The 22,094-nt window shown below is 60.0% G+C and carries 20 protein-coding genes and 1 tRNA gene; 10 read left to right on the forward strand and 11 right to left on the reverse strand.

Translation table 11 applies throughout. The annotated features are described in order from the left end of the window. Window positions 1-80 precede the first annotated feature (80 nt). From ACPF9B_RS01460 to ACPF9B_RS01495, 8 genes are all read left to right on the forward strand, one after another. On the forward strand, window positions 81-575 hold the full coding sequence (locus ACPF9B_RS01460; protein ID WP_424178732.1) for a TorD/DmsD family molecular chaperone: 495 nt from the start codon (window positions 81-83) through the stop codon (window positions 573-575). Between the two features lie 62 nt (window positions 576-637). After that, window positions 638-850 (forward strand): hypothetical protein, encoded by a 213-nt coding sequence (locus ACPF9B_RS01465; RefSeq protein WP_007205773.1) that lies wholly within the window; start codon window positions 638-640, stop codon window positions 848-850. Beyond that, window positions 850-3,819 (forward strand): formate dehydrogenase subunit alpha, encoded by a 2,970-nt coding sequence (locus ACPF9B_RS01470; protein ID WP_424178734.1) that lies wholly within the window; start codon window positions 850-852, stop codon window positions 3,817-3,819. Before ACPF9B_RS01465 ends, ACPF9B_RS01470 begins: the two co-directional genes overlap by 1 nt. Window positions 3,820-3,834: 15 nt before the next feature. After that, complete coding sequence (gene fdh3B / locus ACPF9B_RS01475) at window positions 3,835-4,431, forward strand: formate dehydrogenase FDH3 subunit beta (protein ID WP_007205771.1); 597 nt, start codon at window positions 3,835-3,837, stop codon at window positions 4,429-4,431. 13 nt (window positions 4,432-4,444) lie between these two features. Then, window positions 4,445-5,428: a formate dehydrogenase subunit gamma gene (locus ACPF9B_RS01480; protein WP_424178736.1), complete on the forward strand. Its 984-nt coding sequence runs from the start codon at window positions 4,445-4,447 to the stop codon at window positions 5,426-5,428. A gap of 21 nt (window positions 5,429-5,449) precedes the next feature. After that, window positions 5,450-6,601 carry a P-loop NTPase gene (locus tag ACPF9B_RS01485; protein WP_424178738.1) on the forward strand — a complete coding sequence of 384 codons (1,152 nt, stop codon included), beginning with the start codon at window positions 5,450-5,452 and terminating at the stop codon, window positions 6,599-6,601. Window positions 6,602-6,628: 27 nt separating this feature from the next. Continuing rightward, complete coding sequence (locus ACPF9B_RS01490; RefSeq protein ID WP_007205768.1) at window positions 6,629-6,784, forward strand: hypothetical protein; 156 nt, start codon at window positions 6,629-6,631, stop codon at window positions 6,782-6,784. A gap of 13 nt (window positions 6,785-6,797) precedes the next feature. Beyond that, window positions 6,798-8,048, forward strand: coding sequence for a c-type cytochrome (locus ACPF9B_RS01495; protein WP_424178740.1), 1,251 nt, complete (start codon window positions 6,798-6,800; stop codon window positions 8,046-8,048). A 215-nt stretch (window positions 8,049-8,263) separates the two neighbouring features. On the opposite strand, the gene ACPF9B_RS01500 is transcribed toward ACPF9B_RS01495, so the two are convergent. From ACPF9B_RS01500 to ACPF9B_RS01515, 4 genes are all read right to left on the reverse strand, one after another. Continuing rightward, a tRNA-Gln gene (locus ACPF9B_RS01500) sits at window positions 8,264-8,338 on the reverse strand. Window positions 8,339-8,606: 268 nt separating this feature from the next. Next, window positions 8,607-9,440 (reverse strand): 3-deoxy-8-phosphooctulonate synthase, encoded by an 834-nt coding sequence (gene kdsA / locus ACPF9B_RS01505; RefSeq protein ID WP_424178742.1) that lies wholly within the window; start codon window positions 9,438-9,440, stop codon window positions 8,607-8,609. Continuing rightward, the gene (locus ACPF9B_RS01510; protein WP_424178744.1) at window positions 9,440-10,999 is read right to left on the reverse strand and encodes a capsule biosynthesis protein; all 1,560 of its coding nucleotides are present in this window, start codon (window positions 10,997-10,999) and stop codon (window positions 9,440-9,442) included. The genes kdsA and ACPF9B_RS01510 overlap by 1 nt, the downstream gene beginning before the upstream one ends. Beyond that, window positions 10,983-11,636, reverse strand: a complete 654-nt coding sequence (locus ACPF9B_RS01515; protein ID WP_424178746.1) for an ABC transporter ATP-binding protein — start codon at window positions 11,634-11,636, stop codon at window positions 10,983-10,985. The genes ACPF9B_RS01510 and ACPF9B_RS01515 overlap by 17 nt, the downstream gene beginning before the upstream one ends. A gap of 272 nt (window positions 11,637-11,908) precedes the next feature. On the opposite strand from ACPF9B_RS01515, the gene ACPF9B_RS01520 reads away from it, so the two are divergent. Beyond that, window positions 11,909-12,778, forward strand: a complete 870-nt coding sequence (locus ACPF9B_RS01520; RefSeq protein WP_424178748.1) for an NAD(P)-dependent oxidoreductase — start codon at window positions 11,909-11,911, stop codon at window positions 12,776-12,778. A gap of 4 nt (window positions 12,779-12,782) precedes the next feature. Continuing rightward, window positions 12,783-13,562 carry an SseB family protein gene (locus ACPF9B_RS01525; protein WP_007205760.1) on the forward strand — a complete coding sequence of 260 codons (780 nt, stop codon included), beginning with the start codon at window positions 12,783-12,785 and terminating at the stop codon, window positions 13,560-13,562. Between the two features lie 91 nt (window positions 13,563-13,653). On the opposite strand, the gene ACPF9B_RS01530 is transcribed toward ACPF9B_RS01525, so the two are convergent. From ACPF9B_RS01530 to ACPF9B_RS01560, 7 genes are all read right to left on the reverse strand, one after another. Next, on the reverse strand, window positions 13,654-14,586 hold the full coding sequence (locus tag ACPF9B_RS01530) for a 2-hydroxyacid dehydrogenase (protein ID WP_424178750.1): 933 nt from the start codon (window positions 14,584-14,586) through the stop codon (window positions 13,654-13,656). Beyond that, a complete protein-coding gene (rodA, locus tag ACPF9B_RS01535; protein WP_007205758.1) occupies window positions 14,586-15,725 on the reverse strand; it encodes a rod shape-determining protein RodA in 1,140 nt (379 codons plus the stop codon). The genes ACPF9B_RS01530 and rodA overlap by 1 nt, the downstream gene beginning before the upstream one ends. Then, window positions 15,722-17,662 (reverse strand): penicillin-binding protein 2, encoded by a 1,941-nt coding sequence (gene mrdA, locus ACPF9B_RS01540; protein ID WP_007205757.1) that lies wholly within the window; start codon window positions 17,660-17,662, stop codon window positions 15,722-15,724. Before mrdA ends, rodA begins: the two co-directional genes overlap by 4 nt. Beyond that, complete coding sequence (locus ACPF9B_RS01545; RefSeq protein ID WP_007205756.1) at window positions 17,659-18,198, reverse strand: hypothetical protein; 540 nt, start codon at window positions 18,196-18,198, stop codon at window positions 17,659-17,661. Before ACPF9B_RS01545 ends, mrdA begins: the two co-directional genes overlap by 4 nt. Then, entirely contained in the window at window positions 18,191-19,114 is a 924-nt protein-coding gene (mreC, locus tag ACPF9B_RS01550; protein ID WP_424178753.1) for a rod shape-determining protein MreC, read from the reverse strand. Before mreC ends, ACPF9B_RS01545 begins: the two co-directional genes overlap by 8 nt. 24 nt (window positions 19,115-19,138) lie before the next feature. Continuing rightward, window positions 19,139-20,176: a rod shape-determining protein gene (locus ACPF9B_RS01555; protein ID WP_007205754.1), complete on the reverse strand. Its 1,038-nt coding sequence runs from the start codon at window positions 20,174-20,176 to the stop codon at window positions 19,139-19,141. A gap of 287 nt (window positions 20,177-20,463) precedes the next feature. Further along, the gene (locus ACPF9B_RS01560; RefSeq protein WP_424178755.1) at window positions 20,464-22,020 is read right to left on the reverse strand and encodes a 2-isopropylmalate synthase; all 1,557 of its coding nucleotides are present in this window, start codon (window positions 22,018-22,020) and stop codon (window positions 20,464-20,466) included. Window positions 22,021-22,094 lie beyond the last annotated feature (74 nt).

Below are 22,094 nucleotides of genomic sequence, written 5' to 3' on the forward strand. Positions count from 1 at the left end.
CCAGCGATCCCCTTGAGGCGTTGAGAAGCGATCAGTATCGTTTTCTCGCGCGCATGCTGTCGTCTGCACCCGATCAGGCATTGCTGAATCACGTCGCTCAGTTGCAGGGCGATAAAACGCCGCTGGGATGCGCGTTTACCGCTTTGGCGCTGTGCGCCAAGACAGCTGATTCTGCCCGGGTAGAGCGTGAATTTTTCGAATTGTTCATCGGCGTTGGGCGTGGCGAATTGCTGCCCTATTCGAGCTTTTACCAGACCGGATTTTTGAACGAACGGCCATTGGCGGTGTTGCGTGATGATCTGTCCCGTCTGGGTGTGGCGCGTGCCAATGGGCGGCACGAACCCGAAGATCACATTGCCCTGTTGATGGATGTGATGGCCGACATGATTTCTGGCGACGTTGTGGCAAGTGCTGATATCCAGCGCGCGTTCTTCAACCGTCATATCGCGCCTTGGGCTGCGCAATTCTTTGATGATCTTGCGATTGCCCCAAGTGCAGATTTCTACCGACCGCTGGCCGAAATTGGCCGGTTACTGACTGATATCGAAGCGCGTGCCTTCGCGCTCGCCGCCTAACCGACTAATTTTTACCTCGGCAAGCCAGCCCGCTTGCCGCAGCCGCCACCAGGGAGATCTCGATGACGAAAGACAAACATGATCCGATGAGCCGCCGTGCGTTTTTCGGCGTCGCGGCGACGGGAGCTTCGGCCGCAGCACTGACAATGGGCGGCGCGCGCCCTGTCATGGCACAGCAAACTGGGGATGAACGCACAAAGGCGCGGTACCGCGAAACAGAGCATGTCGCAGCCTTTTACCGTACCAATCGCTATTATGATCAGGGAGAAAACTGATGCTGGTCAAACGCAGATCACGTGAGGCCACAGCGACAGGCCGTTTATCGCAATTGGCCGCAGGCGTCGCCGCCAAACCAATCGACCGCCGCAGTTTCTTGCGCGCCTCAGGGCTCAGCATTGGCGGCCTTGCCGTTATCGCGACTGTTGGGTCCGGGTTGACGCGGCGGGTCGAAGCCGCCGGTTTTACCGATCCGGCGCAGCCGATCGAAATCAAAAAGAACATGTGTACCCATTGTTCGGTCGGGTGTTCAGTCGTCGCCGAAGTGCAGAACGGTGTCTGGGTCGGGCAAGAGCCTGCCTATAACAGCCCGATCAACCGCGGCACGCATTGCGCCAAGGGTGCATCGGTCCGCGAAGTCGTGCATGGTGATCGCCGCCTGAAATATCCGATGAAAAAAGTCGGTGGCGAATGGCAGCGGATCAGCTGGGATCAGGCGCTGGATGAAATCGCCGCCAAGATGGGCGAAATCCGCGAAAATTCCGGTGCCGATTCCGTGTATCTGCTGGGCTCGGCCAAGTTCAGCAATGAAGGGTCTTACCTGTTCCGCAAATTTGCGGCTTTCTGGGGGACCAACAACGTCGACCACCAGGCGCGGATTTGCCATTCGACCACAGTGGCGGGTGTTGCGAACACCTGGGGCTATGGTGCGATGACCAATAGCTATAACGACATCCGCAATTCGAAAACCGTGATCTTCATGGGGTCGAACGCGGCAGAGGCGCATCCAGTGTCGATGCAGCACATCCTCACCGGCAAGGAAACCCAGCGCGCCAACGTGATCGTGCTTGACCCGCGCTTTACCCGCACGGCCGCCCATGCCACCGAATACATCCGTTTCCGCCCCGGCACCGATATCGCCGTGATCAACGGGATGCTTTACCACATCTTCGAAAACGGCTGGGAAGATACCGAATATCTGGCACAGCGCGTTTACGGCATGGACCAAGTGCGCGAAGTGGTGAAAGCCTACACGCCCGAAGTCGTCGAGAAGATCGCTGGCGTCGATGGTGACACGCTGAAACGTGCCGCCGAGAAATTCGCCAAGGAACGCCCATCGACCTTTATCTGGTGCATGGGTGGCACGCAGCATACTGTCGGCACGGCCAATGTGCGCGCCTACAACATTCTGCTGCTGGCGACGGGCAACGTCGGCGGCCAGGGCAATGGCGCCAATATTTTCCGCGGTCACTGCAACGTGCAGGGTGCGACGGACTTTGGTCTCGATGTGGGCAACTTGCCTTGCTACTACGGTCTGGGCGCAGGCGCATGGGAGCATTGGTCGCGTGTTTGGGAAGTGCCTTACAATTATTTTGTCAGCCGTTTTGACGAAGTGCCTTCCAAAGGTGGACGCGACGCGCGGACAGCCGAGGAAAACATGGCCATTCCGGGCATCACCTCGACCCGCTGGTTCGATGCGGTCACGATGGACAGCGAAGAAGTTGACCAGAAAGACAACATCAAGGCGATGCTGGTCTTCGGCCACGGCGGCAACACCGTTCCTCGGATGCAGGATGCCCGTCGCGGCATGGATGCGCTGGATCTGCTGGTCGTTGCCGACCCGCACCCAACGACCTTTGCCGCGTTGCATTCGCGCACCGATAACACCTATCTGCTGCCAGTCTGCACGCAGTTTGAATGTTCCGGTTCGCGCACCGCGTCCAACCGGTCCGTGCAATGGGGCGAAAAAGTTGTCGATCCGATTTTCGAATCCGACAATGATTATGCAGTCATGTATGGCCTGTCGCAGCGGCTTGGCTTTGCCGATGAGATGTTCAAGAACTTTGAGCTGGTCCAGGGCAAGTTCCGCATGGAGCCAACACCAGAATCCATCCTGCGCGAAATCAACCGTGGTGGCTGGTCTGTTGGTTACACAGGCCAAAGCCCAGAGCGGCTGAAGGCCCATATGGCCAACCAGCAGCATTTCGATCTGGTTACGCTGAAGGCGCTGCCCGATGCACCCGCCGAGATCGCAGGCGACTTTTACGGTCTGCCTTGGCCTTGCTGGGGCACGCCTGAATTCCGGCATCCCGGCAGCCACATCCTTTATAACACCAATATTCCGGTGAAAGAGGGTGGTGGCGCGTTCCGCCCACGTTTCGGGCTTGAGCGTGACGGCGAGACGCTTCTTGCGGAAGGCAGCTGGAACCCCGGTTCCGAGATTCAGGACGGCTATCCCCAATTCACCATGGGCGTGCTGAAAGAACTGGGCTGGGATACCGATTTGACGGCGCGCGAACGGGCTGTGATCGAAGGTATCGGCGGCGGCGACGAAGAAAAGATCAATGGCGTCAGCTGGTCTCTCGACTTGTCGGGCGGCATCCAGCGGGTGGCGATCGAACATGGTTGCGTCCCCTACGGCAACGGCAAGGCCCGCGCCGTCGCGTGGAACCTGCCAGACCCGATTCCTGTTCACCGCGAGCCGATCTATTCGGCACGCCCTGAGCTGGTGGCGGAATATCCGACCAATGACGACCGTCGTCAGCAGCGGATGCCAAACATCGGTAAAGTGGTGCAGCAAAGCGCCGTGGACCGTAATATTGCCGCGGACTTCCCGATCATCCTGACCTCTGGTCGTTTGGTTGAATACGAAGGCGGCGGCGAGGAAACCCGGTCGAACCCATGGCTTGCCGAACTTCAGCAGGACATGTTCGTCGAGATCAACCCCGCAGACGCCACCGCCCGCGGTATCGTCGATGGCGATTGGGTCTGGGTTTACGGCCCCGAGAACGAGTCCAAGGCACGGGTAAAGGCGCTGGTCACCGAGCGGGTGAATTCCGGTCTGGCCTTTATGCCGTTCCACTTCGCAGGCTGGTTCCAGGGTGAAGATCAGCGCGGCAATTACCCTGCCGGCACTGACCCGATCGTTCTGGGCGAATCCGTCAACGTTATCACCAGCTACGGCTATGACCCGGTGACCGGTATGCATGAAGGCAAAGTCACACTTTGCCAAATCGCAGCGGCATAAGGGAGGATCAAAAAAATGGCACGCATGAAATTCCTTTGTGACGCGGACCGCTGCATCGAATGCAACGCCTGCGTTACCGCCTGCAAAAACGAACACGAGGTGCCGTGGGGCATCAACCGCCGCCGGGTCGTCACTCTGAATGATGGTCTGCCCGGTGAACGGTCAGTGTCGATGGCTTGTATGCATTGTACCGACGCACCTTGCGCGTCGGTCTGTCCGGTGGATTGTTTTTACACTACCGACGATGCTGTCGTGTTGCACAACAAGGACACCTGCATCGGCTGCGGTTATTGCAGCTACGCTTGTCCGTTTGGCGCACCCCAATATCCACAAACTGCCAATTTCGGTACGCGTGGAAAGATGGACAAATGCACGTATTGTTCGGGCGGTCCAGAGCCGGACATGTCACAGGCAGAATACGTGAAATATGGTTCGAACCGTCTTGCCGAAGGCAAGCTGCCGCTTTGCGCTGAAATGTGTTCAACAAAGGCGCTGCTGGCGGGGGATGGCGACATCATCGCCGACATCTATCGCGAGCGGGTTGTCACACGCGGTTATGGGTCAGGCGCCTGGGGTTGGCGCACGGCTTATGGCGAAACGGTAGCGGTTTAAGGAGGATATCAGGATGCGATACTTATCTCAGTTTATGATCGCTCTCGCGATTCTTGTCTTTGTTGGACAGGCCAATGCGCAGGTGAATCCAACAGAACGCGCCGTGACCGAGGAATCGATGTTCGAGGCATTGGGCACCGATACCAACGCGGTGGCCGGGCGCGTCTCCATTCCGGACAGCAATGCTGCAAACCTGATCAAGCCGGACAACAAGTCCTGGGCTGCGTTTCAGGTTGGCACAGTACAGACGCTGTCTGTGATTGCTGTTGTGGGCATGGTCGGTCTGCTGGCGCTGTTCTATATGTTCCGTGGACGGATCAAGGTGGATTCAGGCATGTCTGGCCTGAAGATACTGCGCTTCGGTGCGATCGACCGTTTCGCGCATTGGACACTGGCCTCGACCTTTATCATTCTGGCGCTGACCGGGCTGAACCTGATTATTGGTACGTCCGTGATCCTGCCGCTTTTGGGGGAAAATGCGTTTGGTGCGCTGACATCCCTTGGCAAGATTGCGCATAACTATCTGGCGTGGCCGTTCATGGTGGCTTTGGCGCTGATCTTTGTTTTGTGGGTGATCGACAATATCCCTGACAAGGTTGACGTTGAATGGCTCAAGCAGGGTGGTGGCATCTTCAAAAAAGGCGTGCATCCACCTGCGAAAAAGTTCAACGCCGGTCAGAAAGTCATCTTTTGGGCGGTGATCATTGGCGGCGCTGGCTTGTCCTTCACAGGTGTCATGTTGCTGTTCCCCGGTGTTGCGGGTGCTGCGGCGGATTGGCAATTGTACCAGACGATCCATGCTTTGATCGCAGCGGGCCTTTCGGCCATCATCATCGCTCATATCTACATCGGCTCGGTCGGTATGGAAGGTGCGTTTGACGCGATGGGATCTGGCGAAGTTGACGTCAACTGGGCGAAAGAGCATCACGGTCTTTGGGTCGAGCAAGAGAAAGCAAAATCCTCCAAGGATAGCGCGTTGTCGACACCTGCCGAGTAATCGGACGTTTGATACAAACAGATGCGACCCAGCCTCGAACAAGAGGCTGGGTCGTTTGCCCTGAAATACGTTGTGAGAAATATGTCCCAAGGCAACCGCGATCTCGATGATGATATATCCGGGGTTCTGGGGGCGATGCTTTTGCCTGACGGCCAACCCTTGGGTACATCGGGGCGCATTGCAGGTTTGAACCAGTCCGGTGGACGGGTTAGCCTGTCGATCCAGATCACGCCGGAAGAAGCGGGCGCCTTTGCCCCGCTGCGCGACACCCTCGAGGCGCGTCTGCGGACATTGGCAGGGGTGACTTCAGCATTTGTTGTGCTGACAGCTGAACGTGCCGCGCCGCCAAAACTCGTGGCGCAGACGCCTGCAAAGATCGACCCGCTGGACAGCGTCCGCCATGTGATTGCCGTGGCCTCTGGCAAGGGCGGGGTTGGTAAATCGACCACAACGGTCAATCTGGGGCTAGCGTTGGTTGCGATGGGGTTGCGCGTTGGCATTCTGGATGCCGATATCTATGGCCCTTCCTTGCCGACCCTGCTGGGCTTGCATGGCAAACCGGGTATGGGCGAGGGGCGCAAATTGCGGCCAATGCGGGCTTATGGGCTGCAGGCAATGTCGATGGGCCTGCTGGTTGAACCCGAAACCGCGATGGTCTGGCGTGGGCCGATGGTGATGTCGGCGATCACACAGATGATGGCCGATGTGGAATGGGGCGCGCTGGATGTGCTGCTGGTAGATATGCCGCCCGGAACAGGCGATGCGCAATTGGCGCTGGCCCAAGGTACGCGGCTGGCAGGGGCGGTGATCGTGTCCACCCCGCAGGACCTGTCGCTGATCGATGTGCGGCGTGGGATCGCCATGTTCCGCAAGGTCGATGTCCCGATCCTTGGCGTCATCGAGAACATGTCGCAATTCATCTGCCCTGATTGCGGCAGTAGTCATGCGATCTTTGGCGATGGCGGTGCCAGAACCGAAGCTGCGCGTCTGGCTGTGCCATTTCTGGGGGCGGTGCCGCTGACGATGGCGCTGCGGGCGGCGTCGGATGCGGGGCAACCGATTGTTGCGCGCGATCCAGATGGCCCGTTGGGGCGCATCTACAAGGATATTGCCCAGACCATGCTTGATGGCCTGGACGACGAAAAGGCGGGGCTTGCCCCGCGTAAGATTTGATAGACTGAAACACACAGGAGAACCGATATGAAAGCCTTTATTTTTGCCGTGATCTTTGCCGGTGTCGTCGCCGTTGGTGCGGCGTCTGTTTTGCAAGACTCGTTCCAGCAGCCCAGCTATTCGGCCTACGCGACCGAAGGTGCGCGGGTCGGTGAACCGGGAGCCAATCTGTACGCCTATTGATCCTTCGCGGATCATGCGCTCGGGTCTGATACCGCTGATCGTGGCTGCGGGCCTGATCGGGCCTGCGGCTGCGCAGGATCTGGTCGGGCATGGCGGGCCGGTGGGGGCGTTGGATGCAGGGCAAGGGCTGTTGGTGTCCGGCGGCTTTGATACGCGCGCGATCCTGTGGGATCTCGATGCGGCAACCGCGCGCAATGTGACGCGGTTTCACAGCGGCAATGTGACGGCCGTCCGGCTTTTGCCGATGGGCGGTTTTATGACGGCGGGACAGGATGGGCGTCTGGCCGTCTGGCAAGCCGATGGACGGATACCGGAGTTTGTCACGCCACCGGGCCAATCTGCCATAGCGTCGCTGGATGTCAGCGATGACGGGGCGCAGGTTGCTGCGGGTTACTGGGATGGGCGTGTTGTGCGCCTTGATCTTGCCACCCGCGAAACGCAGACTTTTGTCGCCCACAGTGACCGCGTCACCGGCCTTGGCTTTCTGCCGGGTGGTGATCTGGTCACCGTCGGTGGAGACCTGCTGCTGGCCCGCTGGACCCCGCTATCAGATATGACATTCAGGATCGGACTTCCCGCGCTGCCCAATGGTCTAGTGCGCGCGGACGACGGTATTGCGGTCATATTCGCCGACGGGGCGTTGCGGCTATATGATGACGCTGGCGTGTTGCGATCTGACCGGTTTCTGACGGACCGTCCTTTGGTGTCTGTTGCATCGGGGTCGGGTCATATCGCGGCAGGCACTCTCGACGGGACGGTCTGGCTGATACAAAGCAATGACCTTGTGCCGCGCCAATCGTTCATGGCGGCCAACGGTCCTGTCTGGGGTTTGGCGATCGCGCAGGGGCAGCTGTTCACCTCTGGTACCGATGGAACGATCCGTCGCTGGTCGCTTGACGGTGCTGCCTTGGGTGGCGGTGTAACGCAGGCCGTGCCTGCTGCGCATGACAGCAGCCGTGGTGCCGAGATTTGGAAAAATTGCGCCGTCTGCCATTCACTGGCGCCGGATGATCATAGCAGGGCAGGCCCGAGCCTGTTCGGCATTTTTGGCCGCAAGATCGGCTCGCAACCGGGGTATGAGTATTCCGATGCTTTGCAGCAGCTTGCCATCATCTGGACACCGCAAACCCTGTCCGACTTGTTCACCTATGGCCCAGAGGCCTATACACCCGGTTCGCGCATGCCCGAACAAAGGATCGCCGCGCCCGAGGACCGTGATGCTTTGGCCGTTTATCTTGAGCGCATCGTCGCGGATGCGCAATAGCGGGCAAGCCCCGCGCGCGGCTGCACCCATGGCCATCTGGTAAGATGATGCGCATCCACAAACAGCATTGATTTTGTGCCTTTGGTCGATGAATGCGCCACTGGGTTGCACCCCGTGCTGCGCGATGTCCGGTTCACCGATCCAAGCGTCATCTTTGACACAGATCGCGACAGGCGAAGCCTGACTGCATAACTATTTAAGAGAATGAGTAAGGCTGGCTGGGATGGTAGGATTCGAACCTACGATACACGGTATCAAAAACCGATGCCTTACCACTTGGCTACATCCCAACAGCGTGGCGCTGGATACTGCGAAGCGCGGAGCGGTTCAAGCCCCGTTTTGCCAAAAAGCCGACTATTCCGTTTGGTGGTCCGGGTGCAAAACCAGTTCGGTCAAATTGCGGTTGTATCCAGCATCAGTCATGCGCGCGCGCACGGCGGTTTTTGACGCCAAACTGCGTGGTATTCGCGTTCTTTTGCTGTTTTGCCGGACGCAGCTTGCAAGGCCCGCCGCTGAGTGCCGTGGTTCTTCACAGCGCAGCGGTCTGGGTGACCCGCACTAAACGCGGATCGGGTCTGCCTTTGCCAGCGCGTCAAAACCCATAAGGCTTTTGACCAGCGCGTCCATCTGCGACAGTGGGATCATGTTCGGCCCGTCGGATGGTGCCGTGTCGGGGTCTTCGTGAGTTTCGATAAACACCGCCGCAATCCCCAAAGATACGGCCGCCCGCGCCATGACGGGGGCGAATTCGCGTTGCCCGCCGGATGATCCGCCTTGCCCGCCTGGTTGCTGGACCGAATGGGTCGCATCCATCACGACGGGATAGCCCATGCGCGCCATCGTCGGCAGCGACCGCATATCAGCCACCAGCGTGTTATAGCCAAACGACGTGCCACGATCCGTGACCAGAATCCGCCGGTTGCCGGTGCTTTCGATCTTGGCCACGACATTTGGCATGTCCCAAGGCGCAAGGAACTGCCCTTTCTTGACGTTGATGACAGCGCCGGTTTCACCCGCTGCGATCAACAGGTCGGTTTGCCGGCACAGGAATGCGGGGATTTGCAGAACATCGCAGACATCGGCGACCGGCGCGCATTGGTCGGCGGTGTGGATATCGGTCAGCACCGGACAGCCGATGCTGTCCTTGACCGATTGCATCACCTTCAGCCCGCCGTCGATGCCAAGCCCGCGCTTGCCGCCCAGCGATGTGCGGTTGGCCTTGTCGAAACTGCCTTTGAAGATGAATTGCGCGCCATGTGCCGCACAGATTTCGGCCATCCGCCCCGCGATCATCTGGGCGTGATCGGTGCTTTCCAACTGGCAGGGGCCAGCGATTAGCAGCAAGGGCAGGTCGTTGCCGACCTTCAGTTGTCCGATTTCAACGATATGCATCAAGAGCTGACCTGTTCGCGAAGGATAGAGGCTGTCAGCGAAATCATCAGATAAATCCCCGAGAATATCAAAAAAGCCAATATCGTGTTTTCAAATGCGCGCGGATATGTTGCCTGATCGGGCAAGACAGGCCGCACGCTTTCTGACAGGTAGCGTACCTGACGGTTCGCTTCAATCCGGGCCGTTTCCATCTGGGTCAATGCCTGTTGCACCATGACCGTCTGGAAAGTGTAGTTTTCTTCGGCGGTCAGCAATTCGGTGTTGCGTGCGGCCAATGACCCCTGATCGTTGGTTTTGCCGATCAGCTCGGTGCGCAATTCTACAATCAGTGCGTTGATATTGGCAATCTGATCGCGCAGCGCCTGGACTTGCACTTGGCTGGGCCGGTCCACGTTCAGCCGCGATTGCAGCACCAGCTCCAGCCGCTGGCGTTCACCTTCCAGCGTCGAAATCTGGCCAAGTCGGCTGGCGGCTTCGCTGACGGGGTCGATCTGTTGGACCTCTTGCTGGATTGCAAGCCATGCCGCAAGCGCCTCTGCGCGGCGTCGCTCGGCTGCTTCATAGCTTTCCCGCGCGCCCTGCATCTGGTCGCCACGCAAGCGACGGGTCAGCTGGTCAACCTGTTCTTCGGCATAGCCGATCAGCGCCTGCGAGAATTCATAGGCCTTTTCCGGCGTGGCGGCGATCACTTCCATCCGGATCAGGCCTTCGGTCGGGTCATAGCTGATGATGACATGGCGCTTGTACAGCTTGAACGCTTCTTCATTGCTGGCGTCCGGGCTAAGGCGCTGGATCAGGTCAATGGCGGGATCGCTGAAATGGGCCTTGAAGCCATGGTCAATATCCAGCCGTAGCATCGCCTCGCGCGATGCAAGGTAGGATTGCACCGCGATACTGTCCTGTTGGGTCGCTATCGACGTGCCTTGGAACAGGTTGGATAATCCGCTTGCGCTGGCTTGGGCGGGCTGCGCCTGCTGGATCACGATTTCGGAATTCGTCGCGTACATCGGTGTTGCGATATTGTAATAGTACCAGCCCAACAGAATGGTCGGCAAACAGATGAAAACGGCCAGACGCACCGTCAGCATCGCCAGCTTGAGCCGCCGGCGGCGGGCGATGTCGCGCTGGATCTTGATGATCTCGGATGCGTTCTTGTTGGCGCGCTGGATTGCCTTGGATTCGGGCAGGGTGCTGCCCTTGGCGATTGTGTCGGGCAGTTGGACCCGCCCTGCACCATCGGGTTTGGGATGGACCAGTTCCAAAACAGATTGGCGCTGGAACGGATCGATCCCGGCCAGCCGCAACTGCCGCACAGCGTCATAGTCCGAGCCTACGATCAATCCGCGTTTTTGCGCGACGCGGCGGGCCATACGCAATTGGCGGGCTGTCAGCCCTTCTTGCGCGATCGCATCAAGCTGGTCCTGCATGGTCGGGGTCGGGGTCGGGGTCGGGGTTGGGGCCGGTTCGTCCGCGGCGGCGGGTTGCACGGCCTCTGCCTGCGGAGCTGCCGGCGCGTCGCGCCGGATGCGGAACTTTTGGACCCTAGGTTTGATAGTCATAAAGCGCCCTTGCCTCTTCGAGGGTGTCGAACATGTAAAGCTGCCCGTTGCGCAGCACGGCGGCAGACCGCGCGAACCGTTCGAGTGTCGCAGCCTGATGCGATACGATGATGATCGTCGTGCTTTCGAGCCGTTCGCGCAGGACATCGCCTGCCTTGCGATTGAATTCCACGTCAGTTGCGCTCGGCATGCCTTCATCGATCAGGTAGATGTCGAATTCCAGCGCCAGCATCAGCGCGAATGTGAATCGTTGTTTCATCCCGCTGGAATAGGTCCCTACAGGCATGTCAAAATATTCCTCGATGCCGCAAAGCCACCGACAGAAAGCCTCGACATAATCTGGGTCAAGCCCGTAGATCCGCGCGATATAGCGGCTGTTTTCCATCGCGCTGAGCTTGCCGATCACCCCGCCCATGAAACCCAGCGGAAAGGAAATCCGGCAGGTGCGGGTGATCGTGCCTTCATCGGGTTTTTCCAGCCCTGCCATCATGTTGATCAGCGTTGTTTTGCCGGTCCCGTTGGGCGCAAGAATGCCCAGCGAATTGCCTAGCTCCACGCGAAACGACACGCGGTCAAGGATCACCTTGCGCTGGGTGCCGGTCCAGAATGATTTGCTGACATTCGCAAATTCCAGCATATGGGTCCTATAAGTACCTGTCAGAATGGTCTGCGACAGGTTTCCCGCTAAGAGGTTAACAGGCCCTGATGATGCGCGTGCTGGGCGCATATATTATTGAAATGCGGCCTGATTACGACGCTAAGGCCGTGATCGGGCCAAAACATGCGCCCTTTGGCGGGCTTGCCCTTCCCGCATGGTCTGACATGATGCATAGGCTGCTTTGATAGGCGACGGGCTTGACGCTGTGCGCCATGCTCTATTCTTGCGATAAATGAACAGGATTTCGGATTATGACAAAACTCGCTTTTCTTGGACTTGGGGTGATGGGTTTCCCGATGGCAGGCCATCTTGCCGCCGCAGGGCATGAGGTGACGGTCTACAACCGGACCCGCGCCAAGGCCGATGCCTGGGTCGCCAAACACGGTGGCCGTGCCGCTGACACGCCCGCTGCCGCCGCCCAAGGGGCCGATATCGTGCTGGCCTGTGTGGGCAATGACGATGATCTGCGCGCGGTATGCACCGGGCCTGATGGCGCATTTACGACGATGGGCAAGGGCGCGATCTTTGTCGATCACACCACTGTATCGGCCAAGGTCACGCGCGAGCTTTACGCCGCCGCCAAGGACAAGGGTCTGAGCTTTGTCGATGCGCCGATTTCGGGCGGACAGGCCGGTGCCGAAAACGCGCAACTCTCGATCATGTGTGGCGGCGATCAGGCCGATTACGACACGATCAGTGCTGTGATCGCGGTCTATGCAAAACTCGCGCGCCGGATCGGCGACAGCGGCGCGGGCCAGATGACCAAGATGTGCAACCAGATCGCCATCGCGGGGCTGGTGCAGGGCCTGTCCGAGGCGATGCATTTCGCCGACAAGGCCGGCCTTGACGGGCATGCCGTGATCGAGGTGATCAGCCAGGGGGCCGCGGGCAGCTGGCAGATGAACAACCGCTACAAGACCATGCTGGATGATCATTTTACGCATGGCTTTGCCGTGGACTGGATGCGCAAGGATCTGGGCATCTGCCTTGATACCGCCGATGAAAACGGTGCCAGCCTGCCGGTGACCGCCCTTGTGGATCAATTCTACAAGGATGTGCAGAAAATGGGTGGCGGGCGCTGGGATACGTCTGCCTTGTTCAAACGGTTGCAGGCACTCTGACGCAATGACCGATCTCGACACCGCCCATGCGGCCATGGAGGCCGCGCCAGAAGACGATGGCGCACGTCTGCGGTTCTACGAACGGCTGGCTGACAGCGAGATCTATTTGCTTCTGGGTGCCGAGGCCGAAGGCGACCAGATCACGCCTGCGCTGTTCGATGTCGAGGACGGGCAATATGCGCTGATTTTTGATCGCGAAGAACGGCTGTCGGATTTCGTGGGTCGGACTGCCCCCTATGCCGCCCTGCCGGGGCGGGCGCTGGTGCAGATGCTTGCAGGGCAGGGGGTCGGGCTGGGCCTGAACCTCGAAGTGGCGCCATCGGCCATGCTGATCCCCACGGATGCGGTGGATTGGCTGGCACAGACCCTGTTGCATGCCCCCGCCGAGACAGAGGCGCGGCTGACCGCTATCGCCGCCCCCCGCCACCTGCCGCAAAGCGTGGTGACGGGGCTTGACCGCAAACTGGCCATCGCCGCAGGTCTGGCACGCTTGGCCTATCTGGCCGAGGTGACCTATGACACCGGCGCGAAAGGCCATGTGCTGGCATTCGTCGATGCGGTTGAAGGTGCCGAAAAGGCGCTGGCCTCTGCCGCAGGCGAGGCGCTGACGTTTTCAGGCATCGAGGCGGGGATGATGGATGTGTTGTTCCTGCGTGCCGCTGATCCGATGGCCGCGCGTCTGGCCACAGTCGGCCTGCGCTTCGACCTGCCGCAACCCGCCGTTACTGCCGCCGGTCCCGCAGCCCCCGGTATGGACCCGACAAGGCCGCCCAAACTGCGCTGATCCTTGCCCATCTTCCGAGCTCGTCAATTCGCGCAGAGCGCGATTTGACGTGATCCCCGCCGGAGGCATCGTATTCCGCAGGAATGCGAGATTAGTACCCCAACTGCCGGTCGACGACGTTCAGAAACGGCAGACCTGCCTCGCCTCGCCTGACGTTCTCGGCGATGATCTTTGCGGCGGTGTCGGGGCGCGTGGTCGCGGCGATATGGGGGGTGACGGTGACACGCGGATGCGCCCAGAACGGGTGATCTGCGGGCAGCGGTTCGCGGCGGAACACGTCCAGCGTGGCATGGGCGATCTGCCCGCTGTCCAGCGCCGCCAACAGGGCTTCGTCATCGATCAGCGGGCCGCGACCGGGGTTGATCACGCAGGCGCCTTTTGCCATCAGCGCCAGACTGTGCCCGCTCAGGATGTTCTGCGTCTGCGCTGTCTGCGGCAACAGCAGCACGACGATCTGTGCCCCCGCCAGCGCCTCTTGCAGCCCGTCTTCACCATGCAGGCACTGCAGATGTGGCACGTCCTTGGGCGACCTGCTCCAGCCTGTCACCGGAAATCCCAGATACGCGAGCGCCTGCCCGCAGGCAGCCCCCAGCGCGCCAATGCCAAGGATCGTCACGGGGCGTTCTGCGGCCAGTAGTGGGCTGACCCCATCACGCCAGATGCCGTCCTGCCCCCGAATATGCGCATCCATCCCCAGATGATGGCGCAGCACATGGCCGGTGACCCATTCCACCATGCCGCGCGTCAGGCCGGGATCGACCAGACGGCACAATGGCTGGGTCAGGGTGGGGTTGTCCACGACCGTCTCGACCCCGGCCCATAGGCTCAGCACGGCCTTGGTGTTGACATAGGGGGCAAAGTCGCGGACCGGACCATTGGGTGCAAAAACGATGTAATCGGTCTGTGCCGGGGTGTGATTGCGCGACAGCTCGACAGTCAGCCCAGCCTTGGCAAAAGCATCCGACAGGGGCGCATCGTACTCGTCCCATGCCTGAGGCTTGGCGGAAAACAGAACCCTCAGCATCAGCGCGGCCTGTGGACATGGGCGCTTTGCACCAGTCCGAAGGCGCCCATGAGCACCAGCATCGCCGACCCGCCATAGCTGACCAGCGGCAAGGGCACGCCGACCACGGGGGTTAATCCTGTGACCATCGCCATGTTCACCGCGAAGAACAAAAAGAATGTCAGTGCAATCCCCAGTGTCAGCAAAGCCCCGAAACGATCCTTGTTCGACAGCGCAGAGGCGATGCAGAACACGACGATCAACATATAGAGCACCAAAAGAGTAATTGCACCGACAAAGCCGAATTCCTCGGCCAGCGTGGTAAAGATGAAATCAGTATGCTTTTCAGGCAGAAAGTTCAGCTGTGACTGGGTGCCTTGCATGAACCCGCGCCCGGTCCAGCCGCCAGAGCCAAGCGCGATCTTGGCCTGCGTGATATTGTAGCCTGCCCCCAGAGGATCATTGGCCGGGTCGAGAAATGTGTCGATGCGGCTGTACTGATACTCTTGCAGGATCTGCCAGCCTGTACCGCGGCTTTGGAAGACGGCGATGATCATGCTTATCCCGGCGGCAACCACGGTGGCGAAATAGGCCCAATGTACGCCCGCAAAGAACATGATCGCCCCGCCGCCCATCAAAAGCAGCAAGGCCGTGCCAAGGTCTGGCTGTTGCAGCACCAGCGCCACGGGCACCAGAATCACGACCACTGGCACCATCACCCAAACCGGATGTGATTTGCGCTCAAACGGCAGCCAATCGTAATAAGCCGCCAGAAACATGACCAGCGTGATCTTGGTCAATTCAGAGGGTTGCAGCCGCATGAACCCCAAGTCGATCCAGCGTTGGGCACCCATCCGCACGTCTCCGAAGAATTCAACCCCGACCAACAACAGCACAGACCCGCCGAAGGCCACGAATGACATGTTTCGCCAAAACCAAATCGGGACCATCGCAACTGCGATCATGACCGCCAGCCCAAGGGCAAACCGTTTCATCTGCGGTTCCACCCAAGGGGTGAACGACCCACCGCCGACAGAATACAGCATCAAGAAACCGGCACAGGCGACCGCGATCAAAAGCAGGATCAGCGGCCAGTTAAGATACAGCAACTTGCGCAGCCCGACAGGCACCGACTTGGTGTTATACTCCAGATAGCTCATGCGCGGCCCTGGCTGCGGGTGCCTGCCGGGATTCGGTCTGCGATGCGGCGTTGTTGTGCGGCGATCTGGTCGCGCAGGTTGGCAGGATAGGCGTCCAATGGTGGCGGGCCGCCATATTGGGCCTGCAACAAGATATCGCGCGCCACAGGGGCCGCCGCCGCGGATCCGCCGCCACCATGTTCGACCACGACCGATACCGCATAGCGCGGATTTTCCAGCGGAGCATAGCCAACGAACAAGGCGTGGTCGCGGCGTTCCCAGGGCAAGTCCTCGTTGCGGATCACGCCTGCTGCGCGTTCTTCGGGGGTGATGCGGCGGACTTGACTGGTGCCGGTTTTGCCCGCCATCTTGCGCCCCTCGGTCAGGATGCGTGATCCATAAGCGGTGCCGCGGTTGTGATTGCAAACCGCGTCCAGCGATGCGCGCACGCGGCGCAGGGTGTTTTCGTTCAACCCAAGGCTTGGCCCGATCCCGCTGGGCTGTTCCACCCCGTCAATCAGCCGGAGCAGGCGCGGCGTGATCTCATTGCCGGTGGCAAGCCGAGCGGTCATCACGGCCAGTTGTATGGGCGATGTCAGCACATAGCCCTGCCCGATGGACGCGTTGACCGTATCCCCGATCCGCCATGTTTCGCCGCGCACCGAGGATTTCCAGTCGCGGTCGGGCGCAATGCCCGTCGCCACCGCCGACAAGGGCAGGTCGTGGCGCAGGCCAAGTCCCAGCTTGCGCGCCATTTCGGCCATCTTTTCAATGCCCACGCGCTGCGCGATGTCGTAGTAATAGACGTCACAGCTTTGTTTCACGGATTCATGCAGGTTCATGTTGCCATGACCACCGCGTTTCCAGCAGTGGAACCGGGTGCCGCCCACATCGGCGTAGCCGGGACAATAGACGGTATCCTCTGCGGTGATGACGCCCGCCTCCATCGCGGCCAGCAGCGTGACCATCTTGAAGGTTGACCCTGGTGGATAGGTGCCTTGGACCGCCTTGGCTGCCAGCGGGCGATATTTGTTTTCCATCAGCGCCTGCCAGTCCGCCACCGAAATGCCACGCACGAACATGTTGGGGTCGAACGAAGGCGACGACACCACCGCGCGCAGATCGCCGTTTTCAAGGTCGATCACCACGGCGCTGGCTGATTCGCCGTCCAGCCGCGCCTGCACATAAGATTGCAGCCGCGCGTCGATGGTCAGCTGCAGATCCTTGCCCGCGATGCCGTCTTGCCGGTCGAGTTCGCGGATGATCCGGCCTGCGGCGCTGATTTCGATGCGGCGGGTGCCGGCCTTGCCGCGCAGGTCTGCTTCTAGCCTGTTTTCAGCACCCGTCTTGCCGTATTCGAAACGCGGGATCTGCAACAGCGGATCAGGGTTTTCAATCTGGTCAAGGTCGTAATCGCTGACTGGACCGACATAGCCTACGACATGGGCCATATCCTCGCCCATCGGGTAATAGCGGCTGAGGCCAACCTCGGCCTGCACACCGGGCAGGACAGGCGTGTTCAGATTGATCTGCGCCACGTCGTCCCAAGACACACGTTCAAGGATCGTCACTGGCACAAAAGGCGCGCGGCGGCGCATTTCCTCGATCGCGCGGGTCAGGGTGTCGGGGGGGATGTCGATGATCTCGGTCAGCCGCGCCAGCACCTGTTCGATATCGCCTGCATCCTCGCGGACCATGACGACGCGGTAATTCTGTTCATTGGCGGCGATGGCGATGCCGTTGCGATCAAAGATCATGCCGCGCGCGGGTGGCAGCAGGCGCATGCTGATGCGGTTTTCCTCGGCCAGCATCCGGTATTGATCGGCCTGTTTGACCTGCATGTCGCGCAGCCGGAAGCCGATCGCGCTCAACACGCCCAGTTGCAGCCCGCCCACGACCAGCGCGCGACGCCCGATGCTGCGCGTACTTTGGATCACGTCCTTTGGCGGGCGTCTCATGTCCGTTGTCCAATCTTTCGCATGTCGCCGGGGGCGGCATAGGCCACAGCAAACAGGTAGCGGGCAACAAAGACCACCAGCGGATAGATCAGCACAGTGCCAACCAGTTGCATCATCGTCAGCCCCAAGGGTGCCAAAGGTATTATCACAATAGCAAGCACGATCCTGTTCGCCAATGTGATCGTGACCAGCCCAAGCGTCACAAAGGCCCATTCCGCCGCGAATGACATACTGCGCAATTCGCGGTGTCGGGTGCGGATTGCCTCGGTCAGCAGCACAACCAGCGCTGCCCACAGCCCAGGTGGGCGCTGGAACAGCAGATCAGTGGCGAAAAACACTGCCGCCACGATATAGACAGGGACATAGCCCGGCTTGCGCGCGACCCAGACGCAGGTCATCGCCAGCAGCAGGTCAGGCGCCGCCCATACCACCGGTTCAAGGTTCAGTGGCACGAGCTGTGTGATTATGATGATGCAGGCCAGCAGCACGAACACCGCCCGGCGCGCCCAGATTGTCGGCTCTGCGATGTCAGCCATCTGCGGCCTCGGCTGTTGCCGGTGCCGCGGGGCTGAGCGCGGAGGGGCCATAAATCTCTGGCAGCGGCGTCAAAAGCCGGCCCGGATCGTTGATCACCTCATGCGGATGCGCGCGTAGGACACGCAGAAATTCCAGCCGCTGGTAATCGACCGCCAACCGGACCCGTAGCCGGTTGTCGGTGCCCAGCGCCACTTGCCCGACCAAAAGATCGGCTGGAAAGACACCGCCATCGCCTGATGAAACAACACTGTCGCCCGGACGCACGACAGCGCGGTCCTCCAGAAACTCGATGATCGGGTTGGAAGTACTGTCGCCGGCAAGGATCGCACGCTGCCCTGACGGCAGGATCGTGATTGGTATCCGGCTGGATGTATCGGTCAACAACAGCACGCGGCTTGTCTGGCGGCCCACACCCGCGATCCGGCCCGCCAGCCCGATCCCGTCCATGGTGGGCCAGCCATCAATGATCCCGTCGCGCGCGCCGACATTCAGCAGGACAGATTGCCGGAACGGCGACCCGCTGTCGGTCATCACCACCCCTGTGACAAAGGTCAGCTTTGGGTCGATCCGCACGTTGTTCAGGTCAAGAAGTTTCGCGTTCTCTTGTTCCAGTTGGAGCGCGGCCTCGCGCCAGGCTTTCATCTGTTGCAATTCACGGCGCAGATCCTGGTTCTGGGCCGCCAGCCGCTGATAGCTTTGGAAATCGGCCAGCAGATTAGCGGTGCCGTGAATCGGAGCCATCACCCAGTCGAACGATGGCACCACGCGGTCGATCACGGCCATCCGCAACCGTTCAACGCGCGGGCTATCTATCCGCCAGACCGCAAAGATAACCAGTAGCGCCAAGACCATCACCCCCACCAGCAGGTTGCGGATGGGGGTGATATAGGTCTCACTGGAATTGTCGCGTGCCAAGGGGCGGATGTCCTTAGGCCGGAGTTAGCTGTCGTAGTCGATCACATGCCGCAGTTGTTTTTCATATTCGAGCGCGCGGCCAGTCCCGAGCGCCACGCAATTCAACGATTCGTCCGCGACCGAAATCGCAAGGCCGGTTTGTTCGCGTAGTGCCAGATCCAGTTGGCCCAGCAGCGCCCCACCCCCCGTCAGCATTACGCCGCGATCAACAATATCGGCTGCCAGATCGGGTGGCGTCGCTTCGAGCGCGGTCATCACCGCTTCGCAGATCTGCTGGACAGGTTCGGCCAAAGCCTCGGCCACCTGCGCCTGATTAATCTCGGTTTCTTTTGGCACGCCGTTCAGCAGGTCGCGCCCGCGGATCAGCATCGACTGGCCACGACCATCGTCAGGCATCCGCGCGGTGCCAATGCTGGTCTTGATCCGTTCGGCCGTGGATTCCCCGATCAGCAGGTTATGCTGGCGGCGCAGGTAGTTGATGATCGCCTCGTCCATCCGGTCGCCACCGACGCGCACCGAGCGTGCATAGACGATGTCACCCAAAGACAGCACAGCCACTTCGGTTGTCCCGCCGCCGATATCGACGACCATGTTGCCGGTGGGGTCCGTGATCGGCATCCCCGCGCCAATTGCCGCCGCGATCGGTTCGGCGATCAGCCCTGCGCGGCGCGCGCCTGCCGACAGAACCGACTGCCGGATCGCGCGTTTTTCGACAGGTGTCGCCCCATGTGGGACGCAGACAATGACCTTAGGTTTGCGAAAGGTGGACCGTTTGTGGACCTTGCGGATGAAATGCTTGATCATTTCCTCGGCGGTGTCAAAATCCGCGATCACTCCGTCACGCATCGGGCGGATCGCCTCGATGCTGCCGGGGGTGCGGCCCAGCATCAATTTCGCGTCTTCGCCCACGGCTAGTACTTTGCGCACGCCGTTCTTGACCTGATAGGCCACGACCGAAGGTTCCGACAGAACGATCCCCTTGCCCCTGACATAGACCAGCGTGTTGGCTGTGCCCAAGTCGATTGCCATGTCCGAGGAAAAAATCCCACCGAAGCCAAACATGCTGTGGCCTTCCTATTCAAAATCACTCTCCCGCGCCGTCCCGCTGCGCCCGGTTGAATAGGTTATAAAGACTGCCGCGCAGGGATAGAAGCCCCCGTTTCTGTGATGACGGCAGCAAGGCGTTAGTTACACTAATGCAATATTATTTAGATAAAATAGACATAAAGAATGTCTTTAATAATAATATTGCAACATACCTGCTGGCTGTACCCTGCTTTCGTCCCATTAAACGCAACAGGCGGCCCCTTTGTGGGGGCCGCCTGTGCCGTTCATCCGAGTCGTCTGGCTTAGCTGTCTTTGTAGCTGACACCCTTGGTGTCATAGCCAGGTTGCGAATGCGCGCGCCGCACCAGCAGCCGGTTCAGCGCATTGATATAGGCTTTGGCGCTGGCCACGACCGTATCGGTATCGGCGGACTGGCCGGTTGCGATGCGCCCGTCCTCGTCCAACCGCACCATCACGGTCGCCTGCGCATCGGTGCCTTCGGTGACGGCCTGCACCTGATACAATTGCAACCGCGCACCATGCGGGAACAATGCCTTGACCGCGTTGAATGTCGCATCGACAGGGCCGTCGCCCGTGGCCGATGTCTTGACATCGGTGCCGTCGATATCAAGCACCATATCCGCCTGCTGCGGCCCTTCGGTGCCACAGATGACGCGCAGGGATTTCAACTTGATCCGGTCCTCGCCGCTGTCGTTTTGATAGACCAGCGCCATCAGGTCGTCGTCAAAGACTTCTTTCTTACGGTCGGCCAGATCCTTGAACCGCACGAACACATCGTTCAGCTGGTTATCCGCCAGATCGAACCCCAGTTCCGCCAGCTTGGCGCGCAGCGCGGCGCGGCCCGAATGTTTGCCCAAGGGCAGGCTGGTGCCAGACAGGCCCACATCCTCTGGGCGCATGATCTCGAACGTTTCGGCGTTTTTCAGCATCCCGTCCTGATGGATGCCACTTTCATGGGCAAAGGCGTTCTTGCCGACGATCGCCTTGTTGAACTGCACGGCAAAACCCGACACGGTCGCGACCCGGCGCGAGATGTTCATGATCTTGCGTGTGTCGATGCCGGTTTCAAATGGCATGATGTCGCCACGGATTTTCAAGGCCATCACGACCTCTTCCAATGCGGTATTGCCCGCGCGTTCGCCCAGACCGTTGACCGTGCATTCGATCTGGCGCGCGCCGCCGATCACGGCGGCCAGTGAATTGGCCGTCGCCATGCCAAGGTCGTTGTGGCAATGGGTGGCAAAGATCACGCTGTCAGCACCAGGGACCGTCGCGATCAGCCGCTTGATCAGGTCCGCACTTTCCGCCGGCGCGGTATAGCCCACGGTGTCGGGGATGTTGATCGTGCTCGCCCCTGCCTTGATCGCGATTTCAACCACACGGCACAGGTAATCCCATTCGGTGCGCGTTGCATCCATCGGCGACCATTGCACGTTGTCGCACAGGTTGCGCGCATGGGTCACGGTGTCGTGGATCCGTTCGGCCATCTGGTCCATATCGAGGTTTGGGATCGCGCGGTGCAGCGGCGAGGTGCCGATGAATGTATGGATGCGCGGGGATGACGCGTGCTTCACAGCCTCCCAGCAGCGGTCGATGTCTTTGTAATTCGCGCGCGCCAGCCCGCAGATCGTGGCGCGTTTGGCACGCTTGGCGATCTCCCTGACCGCGTTGAAATCACCCTCCGAAGCGATGGGAAACCCCGCTTCGATGATATCGACGCCCATATCGTCCAGCAATTCCGCGATTTCAAGCTTTTCTGCGTGGGTCATCGTTGCACCCGGGCTTTGTTCACCGTCGCGCAGGGTCGTGTCGAAAATCAACACTTTGTCTTTGGTCATGTCACTATTCCTTTGATCTTTGGCAGTATCGGCGCTGTCCCATCCGAGCGGTCGCGCCGACAGGCACGCTCAGG

This window comes from Yoonia sp. TsM2_T14_4, from assembly GCF_049602355.1.
Taxonomy (GTDB): Bacteria; Pseudomonadota; Alphaproteobacteria; order Rhodobacterales; family Rhodobacteraceae; genus Yoonia; species Yoonia vestfoldensis_A.